General features: G+C 63.3%; 17 protein-coding genes and 1 riboswitch. Of the genes, 10 read left to right on the top strand and 7 right to left on the bottom strand.

Annotated elements, in window-relative coordinates:
* Positions 1 to 24: 24 nt before the first annotated feature.
* Positions 25 to 1,053 carry an ArsR/SmtB family transcription factor gene (locus tag BLR94_RS09405; RefSeq protein ID WP_084304705.1) on the top strand — a complete coding sequence of 343 codons (1,029 nt, stop codon included), beginning with the start codon at positions 25 to 27 and terminating at the stop codon, positions 1,051 to 1,053.
* Positions 1,050 to 2,240, top strand: coding sequence for a methionine adenosyltransferase (metK, locus tag BLR94_RS09400; RefSeq protein WP_084304706.1), 1,191 nt, complete (start codon positions 1,050 to 1,052; stop codon positions 2,238 to 2,240). Before BLR94_RS09405 ends, metK begins: the two co-directional genes overlap by 4 nt.
* Before the next feature lie 602 nt (positions 2,241 to 2,842).
* Here metK and BLR94_RS09390 read toward each other — a convergent pair.
* Entirely contained in the window at positions 2,843 to 3,169 is a 327-nt protein-coding gene (locus BLR94_RS09390) for a hypothetical protein (protein ID WP_042552434.1), read from the bottom strand.
* A 230-nt stretch (positions 3,170 to 3,399) separates the two neighbouring features.
* Between BLR94_RS09390 and ligB the strand changes: the two genes are divergently transcribed.
* Positions 3,400 to 5,067, top strand: a complete 1,668-nt coding sequence (gene ligB / locus BLR94_RS09385; protein WP_084304707.1) for an NAD-dependent DNA ligase LigB — start codon at positions 3,400 to 3,402, stop codon at positions 5,065 to 5,067.
* Between the two features lies 1 nt (position 5,068).
* On the opposite strand, the gene BLR94_RS09380 is transcribed toward ligB, so the two are convergent.
* Positions 5,069 to 5,512: a c-type cytochrome gene (locus tag BLR94_RS09380; RefSeq protein WP_084304708.1), complete on the bottom strand. Its 444-nt coding sequence runs from the start codon at positions 5,510 to 5,512 to the stop codon at positions 5,069 to 5,071.
* Positions 5,513 to 5,605: 93 nt separating this feature from the next.
* Positions 5,606 to 5,995, bottom strand: coding sequence for an acyl-CoA thioesterase (locus tag BLR94_RS09375; protein WP_084304709.1), 390 nt, complete (start codon positions 5,993 to 5,995; stop codon positions 5,606 to 5,608).
* A 214-nt stretch (positions 5,996 to 6,209) separates the two neighbouring features.
* Positions 6,210 to 6,293: riboswitch (S-adenosyl-L-homocysteine riboswitch) on the top strand.
* 91 nt (positions 6,294 to 6,384) lie between these two features.
* Here BLR94_RS09375 and BLR94_RS09370 point away from each other — a divergent pair.
* From BLR94_RS09370 to ppnN, 3 genes are all read left to right on the top strand, one after another.
* On the top strand, positions 6,385 to 7,779 hold the full coding sequence (locus BLR94_RS09370; RefSeq protein WP_084304710.1) for an adenosylhomocysteinase: 1,395 nt from the start codon (positions 6,385 to 6,387) through the stop codon (positions 7,777 to 7,779).
* A gap of 97 nt (positions 7,780 to 7,876) precedes the next feature.
* Positions 7,877 to 8,725 carry a methylenetetrahydrofolate reductase [NAD(P)H] gene (gene metF / locus BLR94_RS09365; RefSeq protein ID WP_090423685.1) on the top strand — a complete coding sequence of 283 codons (849 nt, stop codon included), beginning with the start codon at positions 7,877 to 7,879 and terminating at the stop codon, positions 8,723 to 8,725.
* 204 nt (positions 8,726 to 8,929) lie between these two features.
* The gene (gene ppnN / locus BLR94_RS09360) at positions 8,930 to 10,303 is read left to right on the top strand and encodes a nucleotide 5'-monophosphate nucleosidase PpnN (RefSeq protein ID WP_084304711.1); all 1,374 of its coding nucleotides are present in this window, start codon (positions 8,930 to 8,932) and stop codon (positions 10,301 to 10,303) included.
* 54 nt (positions 10,304 to 10,357) lie between these two features.
* On the opposite strand, the gene BLR94_RS09355 is transcribed toward ppnN, so the two are convergent.
* The 3 genes from BLR94_RS09355 to BLR94_RS09345 form a co-directional block, all read right to left on the bottom strand.
* Positions 10,358 to 12,787 carry a TonB-dependent siderophore receptor gene (locus tag BLR94_RS09355; protein WP_084304712.1) on the bottom strand — a complete coding sequence of 810 codons (2,430 nt, stop codon included), beginning with the start codon at positions 12,785 to 12,787 and terminating at the stop codon, positions 10,358 to 10,360.
* Between the two features lie 86 nt (positions 12,788 to 12,873).
* Entirely contained in the window at positions 12,874 to 13,818 is a 945-nt protein-coding gene (locus BLR94_RS09350; protein ID WP_244158128.1) for a FecR domain-containing protein, read from the bottom strand.
* A gap of 2 nt (positions 13,819 to 13,820) precedes the next feature.
* The gene (locus tag BLR94_RS09345) at positions 13,821 to 14,321 is read right to left on the bottom strand and encodes a sigma-70 family RNA polymerase sigma factor (RefSeq protein ID WP_084304714.1); all 501 of its coding nucleotides are present in this window, start codon (positions 14,319 to 14,321) and stop codon (positions 13,821 to 13,823) included.
* A 182-nt stretch (positions 14,322 to 14,503) separates the two neighbouring features.
* Here BLR94_RS09345 and BLR94_RS09340 point away from each other — a divergent pair, with 182 nt between their 5' ends.
* The 3 genes from BLR94_RS09340 (at position 14,504) to rhlE2 (ending at position 17,770) form a co-directional block, all read left to right on the top strand.
* On the top strand, positions 14,504 to 14,938 hold the full coding sequence (locus BLR94_RS09340; protein WP_084304715.1) for a MarR family winged helix-turn-helix transcriptional regulator: 435 nt from the start codon (positions 14,504 to 14,506) through the stop codon (positions 14,936 to 14,938).
* 9 nt (positions 14,939 to 14,947) lie between these two features.
* Complete coding sequence (locus tag BLR94_RS09335) at positions 14,948 to 15,694, top strand: siderophore-interacting protein (protein ID WP_084304716.1); 747 nt, start codon at positions 14,948 to 14,950, stop codon at positions 15,692 to 15,694.
* A 237-nt stretch (positions 15,695 to 15,931) separates the two neighbouring features.
* The gene (gene rhlE2 / locus BLR94_RS09330) at positions 15,932 to 17,770 is read left to right on the top strand and encodes an RNA helicase RhlE2 (RefSeq protein ID WP_084304717.1); all 1,839 of its coding nucleotides are present in this window, start codon (positions 15,932 to 15,934) and stop codon (positions 17,768 to 17,770) included.
* A 69-nt stretch (positions 17,771 to 17,839) separates the two neighbouring features.
* Here rhlE2 and BLR94_RS09325 read toward each other — a convergent pair whose 3' ends face one another.
* Complete coding sequence (locus tag BLR94_RS09325; protein WP_084304718.1) at positions 17,840 to 18,802, bottom strand: bifunctional helix-turn-helix transcriptional regulator/GNAT family N-acetyltransferase; 963 nt, start codon at positions 18,800 to 18,802, stop codon at positions 17,840 to 17,842.
* A gap of 396 nt (positions 18,803 to 19,198) precedes the next feature.
* Here BLR94_RS09325 and BLR94_RS09320 point away from each other — a divergent pair.
* A partial coding sequence (locus BLR94_RS09320; RefSeq protein ID WP_139207430.1) for a leucine zipper domain-containing protein occupies positions 19,199 to 19,436 on the top strand: 238 nt, incomplete at its 3' end.

Genomic DNA, 19,436 nt, shown 5'->3' with positions numbered 1-19,436 from the left:
GCCACCGACTAGACTGCGCAATCTATGACCGTGCGTGCCTCCCAACTCGATTTCGAGCCTGCCGACACCCTCTGCGCCCTGAGCAAGGCCGCGGGCGATCCGTTGCGCCTGAACGTGCTGCGGGTGCTCGCCAACGACTCGTTCGGCGTCCTGGAGCTGGCGCAGATTTTCGCGATCGGCCAGTCGGGCATCAGCCACCACCTCAAGGTGCTGGCCCAGGCCGGCCTGGTGGCGACACGCCGCGAAGGCAATGCGATCTTCTATCGTCGGGCCCTGGCCCATGCGGAAACAGTGGGCGGCACCCTGCACGGAGCCCTGCTCCAGGAAGTCGACCGACTGCCCCTGGCAGTGCAGGTGCGCGAGCGCATCGACCAGGTGCATCAGCAACGCGCCACCGCCAGCCAGGACTTCTTCACCCGCAGCGCCGAGCGCTTCCAGGCCCAGCAGGATCTGATCGCCGGGCTGCCGCAGTACCGCGACAGCGTGCTGGCGCTGCTCGACTCGCTGGATTTCGCCACGAATGCCCGCGCGCTGGAAATCGGCCCTGGCGATGGCGGTTTCCTGCCCGAGCTGGCGCGGCGCTTCGAGCACGTCAGCGCCCTGGACAACAGCCCGGCCATGCTCGAACTGGCACGCCTGCGTTGCGAAAGGGACGGCCTCGACAATGTCCAGTTGCAGCTCGCCGATGCCCTGGTCGACGATTACCCCGGCGCCGACTGCGTGGTGCTGAACATGGTGCTGCACCATTTCGCCGCACCGGCCCAAGCGCTGCGTAAACTCGCCAGCCAGGTCAACAGCGGCGGCAGCCTGCTGATCACCGAACTGTGCAGCCACAATCAGGGCTGGGCCCGCGATACCTGCGGCGATCTCTGGCTAGGCTTCGAACAGGACGACCTGGCCCACTGGGCCGTCGCCGCCGGCCTGACCCCAGGCGAAAGCCTGTACGTCGGCCTGCGCAATGGATTTCAAATTCAGGTGCGACATTTCCAGCGCATCCTCCCATTCACGCACGTGGCCGAGAGGCCCTCACTCGCCAGGACAACCGATAAATGAGCGAATACTCCCTGTTCACCTCCGAGTCCGTGTCCGAAGGTCATCCGGACAAGATCGCCGACCAGATTTCCGATGCCGTCCTCGACGCCATCATCACCCGCGACAAGCACGCCCGCGTGGCCGTCGAAACACTGGTCAAGACTGGCGTGGCGATCATCGCCGGCGAAGTCACCACCAGCGCCTGGGTCGACCTCGAGCAGATCGTTCGCGACGTGATCTGCAACATCGGCTATACCAGCTCCGACGTCGGCTTCGACGGCGCGACCTGCGGCGTGATGAACATCATTGGCAAGCAGTCCCCTGACATCAACCAGGGTGTCGACCGCGCCAAGCCTGAAGATCAGGGTGCCGGCGACCAGGGCCTGATGTTCGGCTATGCCAGCAACGAAACCGACGTGCTGATGCCGGCGCCGATCCGCTTCTCTCACGCACTGGTAGAACGCCAGGCCGAAGCCCGCAAATCCGGCCTGCTGCCATGGCTGCGCCCGGACGCCAAGAGCCAGGTCACCTGCCGTTACGAGCACGGCAAAGTGGTTGGTATCGACGCCGTGGTGCTGTCCACCCAGCACAACCCGGATGTCAGCCTGAGCGACCTGCGTGAAGCGGTGATGGAGCTGGTGATCAAGCACAGCCTGCCCGCCGAGCTGCTGCACAAGGACACCCAGTACCACATCAACCCGACCGGCAACTTCGTGATTGGCGGCCCGGTGGGCGACTGCGGCCTGACCGGTCGCAAGATCATCGTCGACAGCTACGGCGGCATGGCTCGCCACGGCGGCGGCGCTTTTTCCGGCAAGGATCCATCCAAGGTCGACCGCAGCGCTGCCTATGCCGGCCGTTACGTCGCCAAGAACATCGTTGCCGCCGGCCTGGCCGAGCGCTGCGAGATTCAGGTGTCCTACGCCATCGGCGTCGCCCAGCCGACCTCGATCTCGATCAACACCTTCGGCACCAACAAAGTGGCTGACGAGACCATCATCAAGCTGGTGCGCGAGGTCTTCGACCTGCGCCCGTACGCCATCACCAAGATGCTCGACCTGCTGCACCCGATGTATCAGCCGACCGCCGCTTACGGCCACTTCGGCCGCGAGCCGCAGCAACTGACCGTCGGCGACGACAGCTTCACCAGCTTCACCTGGGAGAAGACCGACAAGGCTGCAGACCTGCGCGCCGCCGCTGGCCTCTGACCAGCCGCGCAAAAAATAGCCCCGCCAGCGTGAGCTGTGCGGGGCTTTTCTTTGCCGATGTACTTGATTGCCGAACAGCGCCCGGGACGAACAACCCCTTCGCTCAGGACACTTTCAGACCGCCCCCGAGATACATCATCCCCAAGCCAACCGCCATTATCAGCAGCGGAGGACGCATGGACTGCTCGTAGAGGGCAAAGATGCCCTGCGAGATAGGCGGAAACATGAAGTTGAGCACAACACACAGCAAAGAAACCTGGATACCACGTGACACAGACCAGATCCAGGCTACCAACGCTATGAGGAACCCCATAGTTACCATTCACCACTCCTTGGCTAGCGTACGAATTGGAGCGAGAAAATATCAGTTTCTCGAACAACCACAAAGCACGGATCGGCTCACGGGGAGCCATGCGCAGCGCTCTTGAACATATCGCTCTGATCGCGCCCAGCCGGTGCTATCCCCCACTCATCCAGCAAGTCACGGGCCAATCCTATCGTGACGTGCATCGCCAGCTGACAGCAGGCGGCGGATACGAAAAAGCCTCCGTGGGCTCGACGCTCACGGAGGCTTTTTCATTCCTGCGGTGCAGGCTGACCGATCACTTGCCGAACAGCGAACCCAGACCTTTAAGAGTTTCTGCGGCAGCAGCGATGTTGTCGGCCTTGCTGTCACCCTGGGCTTGCGCGACCGTCTCACCCGAGGTGGCGGCGTTGGCACCGAGCTGGTCACAGCCACCCTCGACCTGGGCGATGGCATCGTTGGCCTGCTGATTGCCGAGCAAACCGGCCAACTGCTTGACCTGGGCGATCTTCTCGGCGTTGGCCGACAGTTTTTGCTGGCACTTGAGCTGAGTGTCTTCGGCAGCGTGAGCGAAGGAGCTGGCCAGAGCCAGTGCAGCGGAGCAGAACAGGATAGAAAGACGCATGAGACCCTAGACCTTCAGATATGAGGCCCGGCAATACCTTTCCCGCCGCCGGGCAAATCCATTTGATGTGCGAGACGCGGAACTTTATCACCGCCTCGTCGCTAGCGACAAACCTCGGCTACCGCAAATGTCGCCCAGTCCCCATTCTTGCTCGAGAACGCAGGCATTTGCACCCTGCAGGCTCTGCGACTAGCCTGCACAATCATCGCCCGAGCAAGGATGCTCCGCCCATGAAATGCTGGATCGCTGCCGCCCTTCCCGTTCTGCTGGTCACCCTGGCCTGCGCCGACGACTGCCCTGAACCGACAACTGCACACAGCCGCCAACTCGGTGAGCTGGCCGCCCGGGTTGCCGAATGGGACGACGCCTATCACCGCCAGGGACGCTCGCTGGTCAGTGACGACCTGTACGATCAGGCACGCGCCCGCCTCGAGCGCTGGCAGAGCTGCCTGGGTGATACCGCCACGGCCGACCCGCTGAGCGGCGCAGGTGGCCCGCTGCAGCACCCGGTCGCCCAGACCGGCTTGCGCAAACTGGCGGACGAGCGCGCCGTGAAGCGCTGGATGGCCTCACGTCAGGCCCTGTGGATTCAGCCCAAGGTCGATGGTGTCGCGGTCACTCTGTTCTACAGCGGCGGGCGCCTCCGGCAGGCGATCAGCCGCGGAGATGGCAATACTGGTCAAGACTGGACATCACGAGCCAGGCGAATCGGTGCCATCCCCGAACAGCTCGCCGACCGCGCTGACATCGTCCTGCAGGGAGAGCTGTACCTGCAGCGCCCGGCCCATATCCAGGCCGTGCACGGCGGCACGTCGGCACGCGCCGCGGTCGCCGGATTGATGGCCCGCCAGGCCCTGCGAGACATCGAAGCGAACAGCATCGGGTTGTTCGTCTGGGACTGGCCGAACGGCCCCCACGACATGCAACAACGCCTCGATCACCTGGAGCGGCTGGGCTTTGCCGACAGCCGCTACTACAGCCAGCCGATCGGCAGTGTCGCCGAGGCCCGGCGCTGGCGCGAACGCTGGTACCGCAACCCGCTGCCCTTCGCCAGCGACGGCGTGGTGCTGCGCCAGGGCCAACGCCCGAGCGGCGAACGCTGGCGCGCCGAGCCACCCCACTGGGCGGTGGCCTGGAAATACCCCGCCAGCGAAGCACTGGCGCAGGTTCAAGGCGTTACCTTCAGCATCGGCCGCAGCGGCCGTATCACACCGTTGGTGCACCTGCATCCGGTGAGGCTCGACGACCGCAACATCGGCGTCGTCAGCGCCGGCTCACTGGAGCGTTGGCAACGCCTGGATATCCGCCCCGGCGATCAGGTCGCCATTCGCCTGGCCGGGCAAGCCATCCCGCAACTGCACAGCGTGGTGATGCAGGCGCAACCCCGTCCAGCCCTCGACATCCCGAACCGCGACGCGTACCACGCACTCAGTTGCCTGCGTGCATCGGCCACCTGCAGCAGTCAATTCCATGCCCGCCTCACCTGGCTCAGCGGCAAGCAGGCGCTGGACCTGCAAGGGGTCGGTGCCGGCACGTGGGAAAAACTGTTGCAGGCCGGGCTCCTCGATGGCCTGCTCGACTGGCTGACACTCAGCGAGGAGCAACTGCTGACGGTCCCAGGCATCGGCGCGCAAAGCGCCGGCCTCCTCACCCGACGCTTCAGCGAGGCCAGGCAACGCTCTTTCGGCGACTGGCTGCGTGCCCTCGGCACGCCGGTCAGCGCGGACAGCCTGGGCGGGGGTGACTGGGCGCAACTACAGCAACGCAGCCTGAGCCAGTGGCAGACGCTAGCAGGGATCGGCCCAACCCGCGCCGCCCGGTTGCAGGCTTTTTTCCAGCACCAGGAGATGCAGGCCCTGGCCGAGCGGCTGCGCCTGGCGGGTGTCGAAGGATTCTGAATCAGTAGGCGCGAAAGGACTCGTGGCAGCGTTTGCAGGCACCCTCAACCGGGCTCAATGCTGCCTGCAGCTCGGCGCCCGAAACCTGGGGCCTGCCGGCCAACGCCGCCAATCTGGAGGTAGCATCCTGCAACTCGGCGGCCAGTACCTGAAAACGCTCATGCTGCTGCCAGATCTCGGCCCGGGCCGTGCTGCGCTCACTCTCGTCGGGCTCAGGGAAGTACTGCCAGGGCTGCCCGGACAACGCATCCAGCTGCCGCGCGCCTTGGGCAAAACGCCCAAGGTCGAATGTCAGCCGCCCACGCAGCATGCCGCCCAACTCTTCGCTGTTGGCGAGCATCTGCTTGAACAGCACCTGGCGCCGCCCTTGCGGCGAGTCGGGGTCGACCCCCCCGCAAGCGCCGAGCAGCAGCACGAACAGCAAGAGAAAGGACTGCGCACGCATCATCGGCTCAGGCTAGAAAACGGCCAGTATTGCCTGTAATCCGCCAGGGGGCCAAGTGAGCGGTTTCCGCGCGCCCCGGATCAGTCATTGGGCTCAGTCCTTGAACTGATCCTTGATGTAGGTGATTTCGGTCTTGCCATGGGGCGCGGGCTGGCCGCTCTCGTCCAGGTTGACGAAAACCATCTTGTCGATGGTCAGGATGCTCTTGCGGGTGATCTTGTTGCGCACTTCGCAACGCAGGGTGATCGAGGTACGGCCGAACTCGCTGGCGGTGATGCCCAACTCGATGATATCGCTCTGCCGCGCCGAAGCGACGAAGTTGATCTCCGAGATCAGCTTGGTCACCACACGCTGGCTGCCGAGCTGGATGATGGCGTAGATCGCGGCCTCTTCGTCGATCCACTTCAGCAGGCTGCCGCCGAACAGGGTGCCGTTGGGGTTGAGGTCTTCGGGCTTTACCCACTTGCGTGTGTGGAAGTTCATCTGCACTCCTTAGTCTGTCGCTATGGTTCATTCGCCATCATCGCAAAGGCAGGCGGCAGTTGTCGCGGGCACGTTTTCAATGGCCTCGATAAAGGCTCGGTATCGGATGCCCCGATGGCCGATTCGGGACGACGGAAAACCTTGGGCTGGCGCGCCGGCAAGGCTATAATCACCGGGCTTCATACGCTCGGCACTGCCTGGGCGTTCCCGCCACCTGTCCGAGGGGCGCTGCAGCAAGCCAAGGCTTGTCAGGCTCGGATGGGGCGTTACCCAAACGCATCAACGGCGCCCAATCGGACTGCGTGAAAACGTAGCGAGCCATGGCCAGCAGGCCCGGCACACCGGTTTTCACCTATCTGATCACAGATCAACGATTGGAGAGCTTTTGCATGAGCGCTGCTTTTACCGACTACAAGGTCGCTGACATCTCCCTGGCCGACTGGGGCCGCAAGGAACTGATCATCGCCGAATCCGAGATGCCGGCCCTCATGGGCCTGCGTCGCAAGTACGCTGCCGAACTACCGCTGAAAGGCGCGAAGATCCTCGGCTGCATCCACATGACCATCCAGACCGGCGTGCTGATCGAGACGCTGACCGCGCTGGGCGCAGAAGTGCGCTGGTCGTCGTGCAACATCTTTTCCACCCAGGACCAGGCCGCTGCCGCCATCGCTGCCGCCGGCATTCCGGTGTTCGCCTGGAAAGGCGAGACCGAAGCCGAATACGAGTGGTGCATCGAGCAGACCATCCTCAAGGACGGCCAGCCATGGGACGCCAACATGGTGCTCGACGACGGCGGCGACCTGACCCAGATCCTGCATGACAAGTACCCGCAGGTGCTGGCGAACGTCCACGGCGTCACCGAAGAAACCACCACCGGCGTACACCGTCTGCTCGACATGCTCAAGGCCGGCACCCTGAAAGTCCCGGCGATCAACGTCAACGACGCAGTCACCAAGAGCAAGAACGACAACAAGTACGGCTGCCGTCACAGCCTCAACGATGCCATCAAGCGCGGCACCGACCACCTGCTGTCGGGCAAGCAGGCGCTGGTCATCGGCTACGGCGACGTGGGCAAGGGCTCGGCGGCTTCGCTGCGTCAGGAAGGCATGATCGTCAAGGTTTCCGAGATCGACCCGATCTGCGCCATGCAGGCCTGCATGGACGGCTACGAACTCGTTTCGCCGTACATCGACGGCCGCAATGACGGTACCGACGCCAGCATCGACAAGGCCCTGCTGGGCAAGATCGACCTGATCGTCACCACCACCGGCAATGCCAACGTCTGCGACGCCGGTATGCTCAAGGCGCTGAAAGCCCGTGCCGTGGTGTGCAACATCGGCCACTTCGACAACGAGATCGACACCGCCTTCATGCGCAAGAACTGGGCATGGGAAGAGGTCAAACCGCAGGTGCACAAGATCCACCGCACCGGCGCCGGCCAGTTCGACCCGCGCAACGACGACTACCTGATCCTGCTGGCCGAAGGCCGTCTGGTCAACCTGGGCAACGCCACGGGCCACCCGAGCCGCATCATGGACGGTTCCTTCGCCAACCAGGTGCTCGCCCAGATATTCCTGTTCGAGCAGAAGTTCGCCGACTTGTCGGCCGAGAAGAAGGCCGAGCGCCTGACCGTCGAAGTGCTGCCGAAGAAGCTGGACGAAGAAGTCGCGCTGGAAATGGTGAAAGGCTTCGGCGGCGTGGTCACGCAACTGACCACCCAGCAGGCCGATTACATCGGCGTTCCGGTCGAAGGCCCGTTCAAGCCGGACAGCTACCGCTACTAACAGCAGCAGCAAGCTGCAGGCCAAAGCTGCAAGCAGGTACACGCCGTACCGCTTGCCGCTTGGCTTGCCGCTTGTGGCTGGGAAGAGAACCTTCTCCATGATCCAGAAAAAAACCAACGTCAGCTTCGAGTTCTTCCCCACGAAGACCGATGCCGGACACGAGAAACTGCTCAATACCGCGCGCGAGCTGGCCGGCTACAACCCGGACTTCTTCTCTTGCACCTACGGCGCCGGTGGTTCCACCCGCGACCGTACGCTCAATACCGTGCTGCAACTCGATGGCGAAGTGAAAGTGCCGACCGCACCGCACCTGTCCTGCGTCGGCGACAGCAAGGCCGAGCTGATCGAGCTGCTCAATCTGTACAAGAGCAAGGGCATCAATCGCATCGTCGCCCTGCGTGGCGACCTGCCCTCCGGCATGGGCCTGGCCAGCGGTGAACTGCGCCATGCCAATGATCTGGTCGAGCTGATCCGCCAGGAAACCGGTGATCACTTCCATATCGAGGTGGCGGCCTACCCGGAGATGCACCCCCAGGCACGCAACTTCGAAGACGACATCACCAACTTCGTGCGCAAGGCCAAGGCCGGTGCAAGCAGCGCGATCACCCAGTACTTCTTCAACGCCGACTGCTACTTCTACTTCGTCGAGCGCGTACGCAAGCTGGGCGTCGACATCCCGGTGATCCCGGGCATCATGCCGATCACCAACTACAGCAAACTGGCGCGCTTCTCCGACGCCTGCGGCGCCGAGCTGCCACGCTGGGTGCGCAAGCAACTGGAAGCCTATGGCGACGACAGCGCCAGTATCCAGGCCTTCGGCGAACAGGTGATCACCCAGCTGTGCGAACGCCTGTTGCAAGGTGGCGCGCCTGGCCTGCACTTCTACACCCTGAACCAGTCCGCGCCGAGCCTGGCGATCTGGAACAACCTGCAGTCACGCCGCTGAGTGTCGCCTGGCGGGGCGCGCAAGCTCGAACTTTCGCGACCCGCCTCCCCTCCAAACCCCGCCTCTGTTGACCCGAAGCCCCGCCATGCTCGACAGTAGGACATCGTTGCCTGGGTGCCCCGCCATGGGTCACCGGGATTGGATCGTTCACCGCGCGATCGGCCAGGATCGGCCCGAGTTGTCGCGCCACCACCGGATGCCTGCATGCTCACTCGCCAGAAAATCAACGCCTCGGTCTCGCCCAAGGGCAGCCTGGAAACCCTCTCCCAGCGCGAAGTCCAGCAGTTGCGCGAAACCGGTTCCGGCAGCGTCTACGCGCTGTTCCGCCAGTGTGCCCTGGCGATTCTCAACACCGGTTCGCACAGCGACAACGCCAAGACCATCCTCGAGGCCTACCCGGACTTCGAAGTGAAAATCCACCAGCAGGACCGCGGTATCCGCCTGGAACTGCTCAACGCGCCAGCCGATGCTTTCGTCGACGGCGAGATGATCGCCAGCACCCGGGAAATGCTGTTCAGCGCCCTGCGCGACATCGTCTACACCCAGAGCGAGCTGGAAAACAAACGGGTCGACGTGGACAGCTCCAGCGGCCTGACCGACTACGTTTTCCACCTGCTGCGCAATGCCCGTACCCTGCGTGCCGGGGCCGAGCCGAAGATGGTGGTGTGCTGGGGCGGCCACTCGATCGACACCGAAGAATACAAGTACACCAAGAAAGTCGGCCACGAACTGGGCCTGCGTGCGCTGGACGTCTGCACCGGCTGCGGCCCCGGGGTGATGAAAGGACCGATGAAGGGTGCCACCATTTCCCACGCCAAGCAGCGCATCCAGGGTGCCCGCTACCTGGGGCTGACCGAACCGGGCATCATCGCCGCCGAAGCGCCGAACCCGATCGTCAACGAGCTGGTGATCCTCCCGGATATCGAAAAGCGCCTGGAAGCCTTCGTGCGCATCGGCCACGGCATCATCATCTTCCCGGGCGGCGCGGGCACGGCCGAGGAGTTCCTCTACCTGCTGGGCATTCTCATGCACCCGGACAATGCCGATCTGCCCTTCCCCCTGGTGCTGACCGGCCCGAAAAGCGCCGAAGCCTACTTGCAGCAGTTGCACGCCTTCATCGGCGCGACACTCGGTGTGCAAGCGCAGAACCGCTACGTGCTGATCCCCAACGATCCGGCCGAGGTTGCCCGGCACATGGCCGCCGGGATCAAGGCAGTCAAGCAGTTCCGTCGCGAGCGCAACGACGCCTTCCACTTCAACTGGCTGCTGAAGATCGACGAGAGCTTCCAGCATCCGTTCGAACCGACCCACGAGGCCATGGCCAGCCTCAACCTGACCCGCGAACAGCCGGTGCACGAACTGGCCGCCAACCTGCGCCGCGCCTTCTCCGGCATCGTCGCCGGCAACGTCAAGGCCCATGGCATCCAGCTGATCGAAGAGCATGGCCCGTATGAGTTGCGTGGCGACAAGACCATCATGCAGCCACTGGATCGCCTGCTGCAGGCCTTCGTCGAGCAGCACCGCATGAAGCTGCCCGGCGGCTCGGCCTACGAGCCGTGCTACCGGGTGGTAAGCTGACGCTGCACGCGATACCCGTGCGCACTTATCGCCGGGTATCGCACGCTCCACGCCTTACCAGTTGTAGGTCACATCCGCCGTCAGCGTACGGCCCTGACCGTAATAGCAGTCGATCGTCGATTTGCAGCTGGCCACGTATTGCTTGTCGCTGATGTTTTCCATGTTCAAGCGTACACCCACGCCTTGGAGCTGTAGCGCAGACTGCTGCAGATCGTAGGACAGCATCGCGTCGTACACGCTGTACGAGTTGATCTTGAACGCGTCGGACTCATAGTCGGAGCCATAGCTGCCTCTGACATAGCGCACACCCAAGCCAGCTCCTAGCCCGGCCAACAGACCGCTGTCGAAGCTGTAGTCGACCCACGCCGAAGCGGTCAGCGGCGACTTGTCCGCCACGGTACGCCCTTCACGACCGTCGTTGAGGCTTCGCCATTTGATCTGGTTACGCGAGACCGAGCCGAGCACACGCAGGTTGCGTGTGACATTGACCTTGCCCTCCAGCTCCACGCCTCGGGAACGCACCGAACCGCTCTGTACGCTGAAGCCCGAGTTGACCAGGTCGTCGGTCAGCATGTTGTCCTGATCGATCTGGTACACCGACAGCTGAATGAAGCCATCGACGAACGGCGGCTCGTATTTGATGCCCGCCTCATACTGCGTGCCAGTCGTCGGTTCGAATGGATTCTGCGCGGCATCGGTACCCGTCTGAGGCAAGAACGACTCGGCGTAGCTCACGTAAGGCGTCAGGCCATTTTCGAACTGGTAGCCCAGCCCGGCGCGACCGGTGAACTTCTCGTCCTTGATGTTCGAGTGACTACCGCTCAGGGGCGCCTTGTTGTCGGTTTCAGCGAAGTCATAGCGACCGCCCAGCGTCAGGAACCAATTGCCCCAGCGCAACTGCTCCTGGGTGTATAGGCCCGTCTGGGTCACAGTGTTATCCCAACGATAAGGGCCGGTGAACGTGAACGTGCTGCCGTACACCGGGTTGTACAGGTCGATGCCCGCGCCATTGCGGTCATAGCGGCCGAGAAACGTGGAGTTGAAGTGGTAGTAATCCACACCGAGCAGCAGCGTGTGCTCCAACTCTCCGGTGGTGAATTTGGCCTGGGCGATGTTATCCAGGCCGAAGACCTTGTTGGTCTGCGCCCAGTCAACGCCGAAGCGTGTCTGGTAGCTGTTGTCGTTCAGCCCGGTCACCGGATTGGTCGGGAAGGCATAGCCATGCAAAGGCGCCACGTAACGGTCGTCGACGTAGGCGTAGCGCACGTTCTGCTTCAGTGTCCAAGTATCGTTGAGCTGATGGGAAAGCTCGTAGCCGACCACGAATTGCTCTCGGTCATAGGTGTTCAAGCCAGGCTCGCCGAGGTACAGCGAACGACTGATACGGCCATTGCTCGAGGGGTATAGCGTACCCTCGGCGGGAAGCCCCTGCGCCTCAGGGGTGTCGCGGTCTTTCTGGTACTGCGCGAACAGGGTCAGACTGGTCTGCTCATTGGGCAGCCAGGTCAGACTCGGCGCCAGTAACAGGCGATTCTGATCGGCGTAGTCGATCTGCGAATCGACATCCCTCAGCAATCCGGTCACGCGATAGAGAAACTCGCCCTGATCGTCGATGGAGCCGGCAAAGTCGAAAGCCCCGTATTTGCGGTCCTGAGTCCCGCCACCGAGAACGATCTCATGCACCGGCTGGTCGGTGGGCCGCTTGCTGACCAGGTTGACGATTCCGCCCGGCTGGTTCTGCCCGTACAGCACGGAGGCCGGCCCCTTGAGCACTTCGATACGCTCCAGGGTGTAAGGATCGATCTGCAGCGACCCACCGGTGCTGCCACCCCCATAGGGCAAGTGCAGGCCATCGAGATACAAGGGCGTTGGCGTGAAACCGCGCGAGGTTGGCTCGTCGAAAATCTTGACCCGATCGGCGAAGCCACCACTGGTCATGCCTGCGGTATAGCGCAGGGCCTCGGTCACGCTTTGCGAGCCGCGTGCCTTGATCTCGTCCTGGGTCACGACGTTGATTGTCTGGGGAATTTCGCTCATTGCGGAGTCGGTTTTGCTACCCGTGGCACTGCGCTTGGCCACGTAACCCTCGACCGGCCCACGTGCAGTTTCGCCGGAGTGCCCGGAGATAACCGAGGGTGCAAGGTTGAGGCTGCTCGACGCATCGCTGCGCCGCACCAGCACATAGACACCATCCCCCTGAGGTGCCGCCTCAAGCCCGGAACCTGCCAGCAATGCTGCCAAGGCTTGCTGGGCGTCGTATGCACCGTTCAAGCCGGGCGAGGGGAGACCCGCCGTCAGCTCTGGAGTGAACTGCACGGTAATCCCGGCTTCGGCAGCAAAACGGTTCAGTGCCTGGTCGAGGCTGCCAGCCTGGATCTGATAGTGGCTGGCCCGTTCGGCCTGCACGTGCACGGATTGCATACCGACCGTGGCGGCAAGCAGAGAAAGCGCCAGTACCTGGCGAACGCCTGTGGTCCGTTTCATCGAATCGAAGTCCTGTTGTTGGGCAAATTTCCTGTTCAGGACTGATGAGCGAGAAAAAAGGGCCAAGTATTTTCAAGTCACACGAATCAATGCCCGCGCACCGTCACCCAATACGTCGTGCGCCGTTCGACCCTCACCGGCAAGGTCACCGGCAATGCAGCGAGGATGGCATCGCTTTGGTCGAGCTGGAACGTGCCACTGATGCGCAGGTTCTTCACCTCAGGCGTGCAACGCAGCCAGCCGGCACGGTAGCGGCCGAGTTCAGCGAGAAACTCGCGTAACGGCATGCCGTCGGCGACCAACTGCCCACGGATCCACGCGGCAGCGTCTTCGCTGACCGATGAAGCAGTTCCAGCCTCCTGCTGGCTGAAACGCACCTGCTGACCCGCAACGATCGTCACCCCCTTGCCGCGCAGCGGATCGACACGTACTGCACCCTCGAAAACGGCGAGATGAGTCAGCGCCCGCTCATCCAGACGACGAACCGAGAAGCGTGTACCGAGCGCCTGCAAGCGCCCCTGCCCGGTTTCCACTCGCAGCGGCTGGCCGGCATAAGCGGGGTCTTTTCCACTCTCGATAAGCACTTCGCCCCGGCGCAGCACGATCAGGCGTTGCTGCTCATCGAAACGTATGTCGATAGCGCTGCCGCTGTTCAGGTACACGCGGCTGCCGTCGGCCAGTTTCAGCTCTCGCCGCTCGCCAACACCGCTGCGTTGGTCGGCCAGCCATTGCTGGCGTTCGTTCAGCCTATACGTCGCAAGGCCCAGCGGCGCGATCATCGCGAGCACCAGCAGGGTCTTGAGGGCCTGGCGCCGCTCACGGCCAAGTGCACTCATCGCAAGGGAGGGAGGCAAAAGACCCAGGCGCTCCTGCACCAGGCGCACCCGCTGCCAGGCACGTTCATGTTCGGGGTTGGCCTGGCGCCAGCGCTCACAGTCACGCACCTGTCGCGCATTGGCATCGCCACTGTGCAGCAGCATCAGCCAATACGCGGCCTGTCGGGCAACCTCGCGGTCGATGGCAGCGTCCATGCTCATTCCACGTACAGCACGCAGGCTTCGAACGCTTGGGCCATATAGCGCTTGACCGAGCGTTCGCCGATCTCGAGATGGCGCGCGATCTGCGCGTAGTTCAAGCCTTCGAGTTGGGACAGTAGAAATACCTGACGCACCAGAGGGCGCATGCGATTGAGCAAGCAGTCGACCTGTTCCAGGGTTTCCTGGATCAACACCAGCTCTTCAGCGGAGAGCGTGGCATCCCCCGGCAAAGCCGCCAGGGCCTCCACATAGGCACGCTCGAGAGAGAGGCGGCGAAAGTGGTCATGCACCAGATGCCGACCAATGGTTGCAAGATAAGCCCTGGGCTTCTCCAGATCAGGTAGACAACCTGTCTTCTGTCGAACACCCAGCAAACGCACAAACACATCCTGGGCAAAATCCGCGGCCTGGCTGGAACTGCCCACGCGCCGGTAGAGCCAGCCCTGCAGCCAGGAACTGTGCTCGCGATACAGCCCACTTACGATGTCATCCGCCATGACCGCCTCCCTTGAGGCCGCAGACATTAGATGATAATAATTCTCACATCAATTAGAACATTCAACTCGCACGCTGAACGAAATGTGCTGGGTGTTTTTATTCTTGAGGCAAATTGATACCAAGCTAATTATTGACTTTATCAACCAGCCTGACTAAGTTGACACCATCAACCAATTAGCCGATGACCATGACTGCCCGTTACCTAGCCGATCCGCTCCAGCAACTGACCCACGCTTATAAGGGCTACCTGCGTCGTAGCATCCAGAAAGCGGGTATCGCATTGCCGATCACCCACGTCAGAGCGCTCAGGGGCATCGCCCACAGCACCGACTGCACCGCGTTTGGCCTTTCCTCACACATGCGCCGGGACAAGGCGCAGATCACCCGTGTCCTCAACGACCTGCTCGACGCCGCGCTGATCAGCAAGCGTGAACACCCCCGGGACCGCCGCAGCCAGTTGCTCGAACTGACCCCGGCCGGCCAAGCCATCGTTCAGCAGATGCTGGAACTCGATGCACAGGCGACCCGGCACATGACCGAGGGCCTCGAACCCGAGCAGATCAATGCCTTCATCCACCTGGCCCGGCACATGACCGACAGGCTGAACGACCGTTAGGAGACCCCCATGTCACGCCCCACACCCCGTACCCTGCAGGTCATTGCCACGCGCTCCGTCACCCCGCACATGCTGCGCATCACCCTGGGCGGCGCGCAGATCGATACCTTTCCCGCCGACCAGGAAAGCGCCTACATCAAACTGATCTTCCCGGCTCCCGGCAGCGAGCGGAACCTGATGCGCACCTACACCGTGCGCCATCAGCGCGCCGACCAGTTCGACGTCGACTTCGTCCTGCACGAAGACGCCGGCCCTGCCTCGCAATGGGCGAAAGGCGCCCGGCCGGGCGACAGCATCCTGATCGGTGGCCCAGGCCCGAAGAAGCTGGTCGACAACGCAGCCGACTGGTTCCTCATCGTCGGCGACATGACCGCCCTGCCGGCGATCAGCGTCAACCTCGAGCAATTGCCCGCCGACGCTCGCGGCCACGCGGTCATCGAGGTGATCGACGAGCGCGATATCCAGCCGCTTCGCCATCCGGCCGGGGTCGAGCTGCACTGGCTGCTCAACCCACACCCCGGCGAGAACAGCAAATTGCTGGTCGACCAGGTGCGCCGACTGGACTGGCCTGCAGGCCGGCCAAGCATCTGGGCCGCCTGCGAGTTCACCGCCATGCGAGCCCTGCGCCAGCATTTTCGGGAGGAACGCCAGGTGGAGCGCAAGAACCTGTACATCTCCAGCTACTGGAAGCTTGGCAACAGCGAAGACCAGCACAAGTTGGCCAAGCGCGAGGATGCCGAAGCGCTGGGCGAGTGACTCCAGGCACCCACAGCGCCCGGCAGCCGGCCGCTTGAGCGCTACCCACATATGCCGGTCGGCAGCAATGTTGTGCCCATTGCCAGCAATCCTGTTACACTCGGGCCTTCCCGCCAGGCTTGCGCCCGGATGCTGACCCCAGAGGCCAGCAGTACCGGACGGGATTGCGCGCCCCACGTGCGATTCAAGCCAGGCACTACACCTATAGGGCCACGCCCTCACCAGACAGGATTGCACATGTCCTTTGCCTCCCTCGGTCTCTCCGAGGCTTTAGTCCGTGCGGTCGAAGCCGCCGGCTACACCCAGCCCACTCCGGTGCAACAGCGGGCCATCCCCGCCGCGTTGCAAGGTCGCGACCTGATGGTGGCGGCCCAGACGGGTACAGGTAAGACAGGCGGTTTCGCACTGCCGATCCTCGAGCGACTGTTCCCCAACGGTCACCCGGATCGCGAACAGCGCCATGGCCCGAAACAGCCGCGCGTGCTGGTGCTCACCCCCACCCGCGAACTGGCCGCCCAGGTGCATGACAGCTTCAAGCTGTATGCCCGCGACCTGAAATTCGTCAGCACCTGCATCTTCGGTGGCGTCGGCATGAACCCACAGGTACAGGCACTGGCCAAGGGCGTCGACGTCCTGGTCGCCTGCCCGGGTCGCCTGCTCGATCTCGCCGGGCAAGGCAGCGTCGACCTGTCCCACGTGGAAATCCTCGTGCTGGACGAAGCCGACCGCATGCTCGACATGGGCTTCATTCACGACGTGAAGAAAGTCCTCGCCCGCCTGCCGGCAAAGCGTCAGAACCTGCTGTTCTCGGCGACCTTCTCGAAAGACATCACCGACCTGGCCGGCAAGCTCCTGCACAACCCGGAGCGCATCGAAGTCACGCCGCCGAACACTACCGTCGAGCGTATCGAGCAGCGTGTATTCCGCCTGCAGGCCAGTCACAAACGTGCCCTGCTCGCTCACCTGATCACCGCTGGCGCCTGGGAACAGGTTCTGGTGTTCACCCGTACCAAGCACGGCGCCAATCGCCTGGCCGAGTACCTGGACAAGCACGGCCTGCCTGCCGTGGCGATTCATGGCAACAAGAGCCAGAACGCCCGCACCAAGGCCCTGGCCGACTTCAAGGCGAACAAGGTCCGCATCCTGGTCGCTACCGACATCGCCGCCCGTGGTCTCGACATCGACCAACTGCCTCACGTGGTCAACTTCGAACTGCCCAACGTCGAAGAAGATTACGTACACCGCATCGGCCGTACTGGCCGTGCTGGCCGTAGCGGTGAAGCGATCTCCCTGGTTGCCCCGGACGAAGAGAAGCTGCTCAAGGGCATCGAGCGGATGACCAAGCAGAAGATCCCGGACGGCGACCTGATGGGCTTCGATGCCAGCAAGGTCGAGGCCGAGCGCCCGGAAGTGCGCGAACCTCAGAAGCCACGCCCACCACGCGGCGCCAAACCTGAAGGCGGCGGCCGCAAGGACAAGGGCAAGGACGGCGGCAAAGCCAAGACTCAAAGCAAAGCCAGGCCCGCTCGTGAGCAACAACCACGGAGTACGGCTCGAGCCGCCGCGCCAGCAGTACCTGCGTTGCCTCCGGATCGTGCGCCCGACGAGTTCCGCGACGACGAGATCGACAACTTCGGCAACCGTGCCGACTACGTGAGCCCGAACCAGAACAACGGCCAGGGTCGCGGTCGTCGCCCCGGTGCCGCCGGCAGCGGCCCAAGCGCCAGCAATGGCGTTGGCCAGGGCCCTCGTGGCCAGGGCAAAGGTCCCCGCAGCGGTGGCGGCGGAGCTGGCGCAGGCAAGCGTCAGGGCCAGGGGCAAGGCGCCGGGAAGGGGCGTGGCGGTGCGGGTAACCGCGGTCGCGGCCAGCAGCGCGATACCACGACCTCACTGAACCGCGATGAGCTGCCGCGTCAGGAGCCTGCAGTGCGCAGTAGCCGTGACAAGCAACCGGTGATCGTGCACAAGAGTTCGCGCAGTGACCGCCTGCCGACCCCCGAGCAGCTCGACGAGTTGCAAAGCAGCCGGCCCCGTGGCGAGAAGCCTGCCCTGCTGACCCGCAATCGCGACAGCTGAGCAATGGCTCATTGAAAACGCCGGCCTCGTGCCGGCGTTTTCGTTTGCGTGGAAGCTACACGGCGAAGATCACCCGGGCAGGGATCTGGCCGGCCTGAGGAAACGCTGCTCGACCACTTCCGCGCCCCACTGCCTCCCCCGGCACGCCTCCACCAAGCCGAAATCGAACGACTCGTAAAGTCGTCGCGCCGCGTCCAGCCCCTGGAACGTCCACAATTGTGTGGCGCTGAAACCCTGCCGGTCGCAGAACACCAGGGCCTCGCTCAGCAACCGGCGGCCAAGGCCCGCGCCGCGCCAGCCATCGTCGATGACGAACCAGCGCAGGTGAGCCTGATTGTCGCTCAGGTGCTCGCCATCAATGGCGACCGACCCTACTATTTTGCCTTCCTGCATGGCCAGCCACAGGCCGTTGCGGGAATTGCCCAGGCGGCCAGTGAACTCGGCCATCCCGTTCGCCACCTGCGCCTCGAAGAATTGCCCGAAGCCCCAATGCAGGGAATAGAAATCGGCGTGCATCTCGGCCACGCGACCGATGCAACCCGGCCGGTAGCCCATCTCGATGCGCACGAGCTCGGCAGCTCCCGGCGCTCCCAGGCGCCGTGCCTCCAGTGCCTGGGCATAGGTCGCCAGTCCTTGCGCCACCGTGTGCTGCTGCGCCGGACTCAGCCGTTGCAAGGCCGCCCCCACCTGCTGCCGACCGAAAGCCTGGATGGCAACCAGGGTGCGCTGCCCCTGCGCGGTCAGGATCAGCGGCTTGGCGCGACCGTCCTCGCCCCGAACGGCTTCCTGCAACTCTCCGGCCTCCGCCAGCTTGCGTACCATGCGACTGATGCTGGACTTATCCAGACCGAGGCAGTCGGCGAGTTGGGCCGAGGTCATGGCACCACGCGCGCCGATTTCCAGCAGCGCATGCACGGCCGAAGGCGGGTAGTCGGTGGCAGCCAGCGTGGATTGCATGAATCCCAACTCGCGCACTATGGTGCGCGATGACGCGCGTATCGCGTCGACCAGGGAAATTTCGGTGTGGGACATCGTCGGGATCTCGCCAAATAGTTGCACGATACAACTATAAAGGCGACAGACCTTCGCCGTCGAGAACAATGAATGGGGCGGCTTCGCGAAACCTACTGGAGAAGTCTTCGACGCCACTCGCGCTAGCCTGGGGAATGACTGCCAGGCATGGCAGGCAATAAAAAACCCGCCGAAGCGGGTTCTTCCTGATCATGGTCAATCATCCCTGACCTGAACGCCTCCATGCGCTGCAACGAGTAGACTAAGCGGCGGGCGGCTCGATGGAGCCAGGCAGCGCGCCGCCGTGAAGCCTTTCCAAGGGCGCCTGCTCTAGCTGTGATCTCTCAGTAGGTTGTTCATCCGGGGCATTCCCGGAATTCTGGAAGTGCGACCAACCAAGCACTCCAGGAGCCCCGGATGAACCTACATAAACATGCCCGTCTTACACCTCGAGGTCGAGCCCTTCTTATCCAACGTATCGAGCAAGGCTTGCGTGTCGAAGATGCTGCGCAGGCGGCGGGCGTAAGCGTTCGAACCGCCTACAAATGGCTCAGACGTTTTCGGGAGGAAGGTGAGGCGGGTCTGCAAGATCGTTCATCGCGACCCAGACACTGCCCACACGCCACTTCAGACGCTTTGCGTGAGCGTCTTGTCG

It is taken from the genome of Phytopseudomonas flavescens (genome assembly GCF_900100535.1).
GTDB classification, from domain to species: Bacteria; Pseudomonadota; Gammaproteobacteria; order Pseudomonadales; family Pseudomonadaceae; genus Aquipseudomonas; species Aquipseudomonas flavescens.
Note: the sequence above shows the minus strand (reverse complement) of the source record. Positions and strands in the feature narration are given on the sequence as shown.

What these genes read in the sequence shown, in the direction of transcription:
- BLR94_RS09325 (WP_084304718.1), bottom strand. Translation starts at nt 18,802, where the DNA reads ATGTCCCACACCGAAATTTCCCTGGTCGACGCGATACGCGCGTCATCG.
- BLR94_RS09405 (WP_084304705.1), top strand. Translation starts at nt 25, where the DNA reads ATGACCGTGCGTGCCTCCCAACTCGATTTCGAGCCTGCCGACACCCTC.
- metF (WP_090423685.1), top strand. Translation starts at nt 7,877, where the DNA reads ATGATCCAGAAAAAAACCAACGTCAGCTTCGAGTTCTTCCCCACGAAG.
- BLR94_RS09335 (WP_084304716.1), top strand. Translation starts at nt 14,948, where the DNA reads ATGTCACGCCCCACACCCCGTACCCTGCAGGTCATTGCCACGCGCTCC.
- metK (WP_084304706.1), top strand. Translation starts at nt 1,050, where the DNA reads ATGAGCGAATACTCCCTGTTCACCTCCGAGTCCGTGTCCGAAGGTCAT.
- BLR94_RS09355 (WP_084304712.1), bottom strand. Translation starts at nt 12,787, where the DNA reads ATGAAACGGACCACAGGCGTTCGCCAGGTACTGGCGCTTTCTCTGCTT.
- BLR94_RS09345 (WP_084304714.1), bottom strand. Translation starts at nt 14,321, where the DNA reads ATGGCGGATGACATCGTAAGTGGGCTGTATCGCGAGCACAGTTCCTGG.
- rhlE2 (WP_084304717.1), top strand. Translation starts at nt 15,932, where the DNA reads ATGTCCTTTGCCTCCCTCGGTCTCTCCGAGGCTTTAGTCCGTGCGGTC.
- BLR94_RS09390 (WP_042552434.1), bottom strand. Translation starts at nt 3,169, where the DNA reads ATGCGTCTTTCTATCCTGTTCTGCTCCGCTGCACTGGCTCTGGCCAGC.
- ligB (WP_084304707.1), top strand. Translation starts at nt 3,400, where the DNA reads ATGAAATGCTGGATCGCTGCCGCCCTTCCCGTTCTGCTGGTCACCCTG.
- ppnN (WP_084304711.1), top strand. Translation starts at nt 8,930, where the DNA reads ATGCTCACTCGCCAGAAAATCAACGCCTCGGTCTCGCCCAAGGGCAGC.
- BLR94_RS09370 (WP_084304710.1), top strand. Translation starts at nt 6,385, where the DNA reads ATGAGCGCTGCTTTTACCGACTACAAGGTCGCTGACATCTCCCTGGCC.
- BLR94_RS09340 (WP_084304715.1), top strand. Translation starts at nt 14,504, where the DNA reads ATGACCATGACTGCCCGTTACCTAGCCGATCCGCTCCAGCAACTGACC.
- BLR94_RS09375 (WP_084304709.1), bottom strand. Translation starts at nt 5,995, where the DNA reads ATGAACTTCCACACACGCAAGTGGGTAAAGCCCGAAGACCTCAACCCC.
- BLR94_RS09350 (WP_244158128.1), bottom strand. Translation starts at nt 13,818, where the DNA reads ATGGACGCTGCCATCGACCGCGAGGTTGCCCGACAGGCCGCGTATTGG.
- BLR94_RS09380 (WP_084304708.1), bottom strand. Translation starts at nt 5,512, where the DNA reads ATGCGTGCGCAGTCCTTTCTCTTGCTGTTCGTGCTGCTGCTCGGCGCT.